The 244-nt window shown below is 62.3% G+C and carries 1 protein-coding gene; it reads left to right on the top strand.

Annotated elements, in window-relative coordinates:
• On the top strand, positions 1-244 hold a 244-nt coding region (locus IRT45_RS36505; protein WP_194810293.1), incomplete at both ends, for an integrase core domain-containing protein.

The following is a 244-nucleotide window of genomic DNA, read 5'->3' as shown; positions in this document are numbered from 1 at the left end:
ACGGCTCCTGCTACAGGGCCGGCGATTTCGCGAAAGTGCTACTCGGTGCCCGTCACCAGCGGATCACGCCCTACACGCCTCGGCACAACGGGAAAGTCGAGCGCTATAACCGGATCCTGGCCGAGGAATTCCTCTACGCCCGCGAGTGGACCTCAGATCTGCAGCGCCAGCAGGCGCTGCAGATCTGGAACATCCACTACAACTATCATCGACCGCATTCGGCCGCCGGAAACCAGCCACCAGC

The sequence above is a fragment of the Nocardia sp. BSTN01 genome (assembly GCF_015354405.1).
GTDB lineage: Bacteria > Actinomycetota > Actinomycetes > Mycobacteriales > Mycobacteriaceae > Nocardia.
The sequence above is the reverse complement of the archived record's forward strand: the minus strand, read 5'-3'. Positions and strand labels throughout refer to the sequence as shown.